This window comes from Thermococcus sp. MAR1 (assembly GCF_012027305.1).
In the GTDB taxonomy this organism is placed as follows: Archaea; Methanobacteriota_B; Thermococci; order Thermococcales; family Thermococcaceae; genus Thermococcus.
In genome coordinates this window covers 1-401 of sequence record NZ_SNUF01000034.1, presented here as the reverse complement: position 1 = coordinate 401, position 401 = coordinate 1, and the positions used below count along the sequence as shown (strand labels likewise).

Below are 401 nucleotides of genomic sequence, written 5' to 3'. Positions count from 1 at the left end.
AAGAGGGAGGAAAAACCCGAAGAACTCGTCAAGATGGAAGAGTAAAGGGCCTATGCGACGGAGGTTGCCGAAACCTTCGCCCGGAAGCCCAAAAGAGGGACGGAGAGCTGCAGTGCTATCCGGGAAAGAGGGAAAAGCTGTCCTCAAAAGGTGAAGCAGATCCGCGAGAGAACAAGAAAACTATCAGAAAGCCCAAAAGTAACCTGCTTAAGATAAAGGACATCGGGCCAAAGACGCTTGCCAAGCTGAAAATGGCGGGTATTTTGTGAGACAGATTAGGTGATACTTGTTTTTGACCTTTTTCTTTGAATTTTCGAAAGCTTTTTCGGGAGTTTTTCCAAAATATCATTGTGATACCCATGAAGAAAGTTGAGGCAATTATCAGAAACGAGGACCTTGAT

Annotated in this window: 1 protein-coding gene; it reads left to right on the top strand. The window is 45.1% G+C overall.

The genetic code is table 11. The annotated features are described in order from the left end of the window. The coding region (locus E3E25_RS11535; protein ID WP_206204740.1) for a hypothetical protein at positions 1-269 on the top strand (269 nt) is incomplete at its 5' end. Positions 270-401: the final 132 nt, after the last annotated feature.